4 protein-coding genes are annotated in these 4,428 nt (G+C 65.0%); all 4 read right to left on the bottom strand.

Annotation, left to right across the window (positions count from 1 at the left end; translation table 11 throughout):
* The coding region (locus ABW137_RS25740) for an FAD-dependent oxidoreductase (protein ID WP_526404294.1) at positions 1-1,560 on the bottom strand (1,560 nt) is incomplete at its 3' end.
* A 38-nt stretch (positions 1,561-1,598) separates the two neighbouring features.
* Positions 1,599-2,423: a fumarylacetoacetate hydrolase family protein gene (locus tag ABW137_RS25735; RefSeq protein ID WP_526404293.1), complete on the bottom strand. Its 825-nt coding sequence runs from the start codon at positions 2,421-2,423 to the stop codon at positions 1,599-1,601.
* A 34-nt stretch (positions 2,424-2,457) separates the two neighbouring features.
* On the bottom strand, positions 2,458-3,027 hold the full coding sequence (locus ABW137_RS25730; protein ID WP_526404292.1) for a nuclear transport factor 2 family protein: 570 nt from the start codon (positions 3,025-3,027) through the stop codon (positions 2,458-2,460).
* A 66-nt stretch (positions 3,028-3,093) separates the two neighbouring features.
* Positions 3,094-4,428: aldehyde dehydrogenase family protein (locus tag ABW137_RS25725; protein WP_526404291.1), on the bottom strand; the 1,335-nt coding region annotated here is incomplete at its 5' end.

The following is a 4,428-nucleotide window of genomic DNA, read 5'->3' as shown; positions in this document are numbered from 1 at the left end:
GAAACAGAGCTTGTCCTCCAGTTGCGCCAACAGGGCACCGACACCGGCAACGGAGGCTGACCCGAAGACGACGAAGTCGGGGCGGCTGATGAACAGGTCAGCACCGATATCGTCGAAGTATCGGGCATAGGTGCCTTCACCGTCTCCGAAGGAACGCGCTTGGCCGGGCACCAGCGTGTGCACCGTACAGCCGATGCGTTCCAGGAACGCCGCGTGTTCACGCCCGAGCAGGGTGTAGGGATCGGCGCGGGTGATCAATTTGAACCCGTGGCCGAATACGTCGTCGAAGCGACCGATGCGCCCGTCGTGACTGGAGACCAGCCCCTGAGGGGCGAGGGTGCCGGCGAACGGTGCAGCGACGCCTTCCGCGGTCGTCTCGATGATCCCGGTCTGCAGCGTGGGAAAGGGCGGCGGTGGCGGCATCGACCCGTTGAGGAACGCTTCGTCGCGTGCGGCAGCCCGCTCCGGGTCCATGGTGTAGGCGACCTCCCCGAGCATCACCGACCCTTCCACGATCGCTTGGGCGTGCGGTCGACGCTCGGCCTCGTAGGTGCCCAGGAGGTCGTCGGTGGCACGACCGCGGAGCACCAGGTCGATCTTCCAGGACAGCGCGATCGCGTCGCGCATCCCGGAGCAGGCGCCCTGGCCCATCGTGGGTGGCATGCTGTGGGCGGCGTCGCCAAGCAGGAAGACCCGGCCCCCGTCACCCCACGAATCGGCCATCTTGGCCTTGATGGGATAGAGCACTTGGCGGATGATCGTCACGTCCTGCGGCCCGAGGTCGTGGGTCGCGCGCAACCACTGCCAGGCGCGTTCCTCGCGTTCGAGATCGTCCTTGTTCTCGTCGGGCAACGCCGCGAACTCGAAGCGTTGGCGGTTCTGCCCGATCGGCATGAACATGTGCGGGCGGGCGGGGTCACAGAACACCATCGTGTAGCGGAATCGCTCGGGCAGCGGGCGTCGTGTGGTGGTGTCGATGTTGAGCCAACGCTCGTCGACGCCGAAGTCGGTTTGGCCGATCCCGAGCGCGTTGCGTACGAAACTGTTGGCGCCGTCAGCGCCGAGCACGTACCTGGCCCGCACGTCGATGACGTTGCTGGCGGATGGCGAGTCGTGGACGCGTTGAGCGCGCACCTCGACGTCGTCGGCGTTGACCGTCAATCCTGTTGCGCGACAACCCATGAGACGCGTGACGTTCGAATGTTGGCGAACGCGCTCGTCGATTGCCTGTTCGATGTCGGGTTGATACATGGAGATGTGACCTGGATGCCCGCAGGATTCCCCCGCCCACGGCAGATCGACGAGGACCTTGCCGTCAGCGCTGAGGTACTTGAAGCTGTCGAGGGCCTGGGCGTCCCGCAGCGCCAGATCGACGTCGCCGGCGGCCTGCACGATGCGCGCAGTCTCGCCGTCGATGTGGGTGAGCCGGGGGAGTCCATAGAGCGTGGGGTGCCGTTCGATCACCGCGACGCGATGGCCCATCGCTCCGAGAAGTGAGGCCGCTACCAGGCCCGTCGGTCCGTAGCCGACCACGGCTACGTCAAATGTCTCGTCACTCATCTTCTGTTCCAATCGAAAGGAGCTATCCGACTTGCGCTTTAACGCGCAACGATCGGATTGCTGACGGTTCCGACTCTTTCCACCGTGACGGTCACGTCGTCACCGGGGGACAGGAAGATCGGCGGCTTTCGGCCGGCTCCAACGCCACCTGGCGTGCCGGTGGCGATGACGTCCCCGGGCTGCAGGGTGATGGTGTCGGTGATGTAGGAGATGATCTTCTCCACCGTGTGAATGAGATCGCGGGTGTTTCCCTGCTGCATGAGTTGGCCGTTGACGTGGGTGGAAACGTCGAGTCCGCCCGAGATGTCACCGACTTCGTCGGCGGTGATGATCTCGGAGATGGGGCCGCTGAAGTCAGCGTTCTTGCCGATCGTGAACTGCGGTGTCTCCAGTTGCTTCTTGCGTGCGCTGAGATCGTTGAAGGCTGCATATCCCAGGACGTGAGCAAGGGCTTCTTCTTCTTTGAGGTTCCACCCGGACGTCCCGATGACCGCGGCCAGTTCGACCTCCCAGTCGAGGCCCTGTTCGTTGGGCGGCACGGGAACGGGAAATCCGTTGGGCACCAGTGACTGTGCCCAGCGACCGAAGATCATCGGCAGCTTGGGCTCGTCGAGCCCCGCCAAGTCCTTGGATTCCGCGGCGTGACTGCGGTAGTTGATGCCGACGCAGAAGATGCGAGAGGTTGTGGGCACCGGCGGCTCGATCCGCAGGTCGTCGAGGTCGAATAGGGCACCGTCCGTGCTGTTCAGTGCGGCACTCGTGTCGGCGTAGAACTCGTCTGCGGTGCCCAGGTTGCGGGCTTTGCCGTCCTCGAGGGCGCCGACGTGACGCACGCCGAAGTGGTCGAATCCGATGAGCTTCAAGGTTTCTCCTAAGGGTGTGTGGGGCGAAAGCTGGTTAGCGGCGGTAGTGCGGGCCGCTGGGGAATTCCTCGACGGGGGAGTTCTCGGGAATCGAGTCGACGTCCCGGGGGCCGCCGAAGTCACGGCACACCTCGTAGGCGATTTCGCGGGAGATCTTGCCGTCCTTCATCTCGAAGCAATGAATGAGCCGCATGCTGATCCGGTCGCCGGGCTTGAACCCGAGGTTGGGCATGTCCTCTCCAATGACGGTCATGTCGATGACCTGATCGTCGAAGACGTAGTCCTCGGTGGCGAAGCGGCGCAGGGTGGTTGCCTTGTTGAACGACACGGTCCTGTAGATGCCGAGGTAGGCCTTCTTGACTTCGGCGGGATCGGTGAGCAGCACGCCCCGCGCCGGTGCCTCCCACACGATGTTGGGTCCGTAGAGGGCGATGGCCTTGTCGACCAGTTCGGGTGTCTCGTTGTGGAAGTGAGCTTCGACGACCTTGATGTTGTGGGCGATGACCTCGTCGCGCGTCATCGATGAGATGTCGACGTCAGTGTCGACGTCGGGGGCGGCGCCGGTGTCGGCGTCGGGGTCGGTGGTTTGCAGTGACTGGGTCATGACTGTTCCTCCTCGTTGGCTGTCGCCGCGGGTGGTGCGGCGGCCGAAAGCCGCTTTCGGCTCTGTTCAGATTCCGACTGTGATGGTCTTCCGGTGGGTGAAGGCCTCGATTGCACCTTCGATCGAGAATTCGCGGCCGAGGCCGCTCGCTTTGGTGCCGCCGTAGCTCATGCCAGGCAGCTGCCCCAGGCCCCGATTGACTTGGACCCACCCGGCCTCGATGGCGTGAGCGGCCCGCAGTGCGGTGCTGATGTCCTTGGTCCACACATAGGCGGCCAGGCCGTAGGAGGAGTCGTTGGCCAGACGGATCGCTTCGGATTCCTCTGACCAGGGCATGGCCACCAGCACCGGGCCGAAGATCTCCTCGCGTGCGACGTCCCAATCCGGGCGGACACCGCTCAGGATCGTCGGGGCGTAGAAGTGGCCGGGGGCCAACTCAGGGGTGACCGCGACGTCGTGCCCGCCGCGTACGATCTCGGCGCCCTGGCTGACAGCGCCGTCGACGAAGAACCGGACTCGATCGTGCTGCCGTTCGTTGATGATGGAGCCGATATCGGTGCGTTCGTCTACGGGGTCGCCCACGACGAGGCGATCGAGAGCGGCAGCGACCTTGTCGAGGACGCTGTCGTAAATGGACGTGTGGATGAGCAGGCGGGTTCCCGCGGTGCACGACTGACCCTGACGAGGAAACCGCATGCTATCGACCAGACCTTGGGCGGTCCGTTCGTCGTCAGCGTCGGGGAACACGATCGATGGGCTCTTGCCGCCCAGTTCCAAGGACACCGGCACGATGCGGTCCGATGCCGCCCGCATCACCATGTGGCCCACCGATGTCGAGCCGGTGAAGGAGAGCTTCTGGATCCCAGGTTCGGCGATGAGGGCCGCGCCAGCCTCGTCACCGAGGCCGGTGACGACATTCAGCACCCCGGCGGGCAGGTGCAGCGAAGCTAGCCAGGCGAAGCGCAGCACGGTCAGCGGTGCTTCCTCGGACACCTTCAGTACGACGGTGTTGCCCAATGCTATTGCGGCCGCAACCTTCACCACGGCCAGCTGAAGCGGAGCGTTCCACGGAGTCATGGCGCCAACCACGCCCACCGGCTCTCGCAAGGTGTAGTTGAGCATCGCGTCGCCCAGGGGGACGGTTTCGCCCTTGCTCTCGGCGGCGGCACCACCGAAGTAGCGCAGCAAGTCAACGGCCGACTGCACCTCGGGTCGAGATTGTCGGCGGATCGCATTTCCCGTTTCCTGTGCCAGCAGCACGGCGACGTCTTCCAGCTCGGCTTCCAGCTCGTCGGCTACTCGGCAGAGCGCCCGGCCCCGCACGCTTGCCGCCTGCGCCCTCCACCCCGGCAACGCCCGACGAGCCGCGGCCGTCGCCTGCGAGATCTCGACCTGGCCTCC

It is taken from the genome of Mycobacterium sp. (assembly GCF_040509115.1).
Taxonomy (GTDB): domain Bacteria; phylum Actinomycetota; class Actinomycetes; order Mycobacteriales; family Mycobacteriaceae; genus Mycobacterium.
The sequence above is the reverse complement of the archived record's forward strand: the minus strand, read 5'-3'. Positions and strand labels throughout refer to the sequence as shown.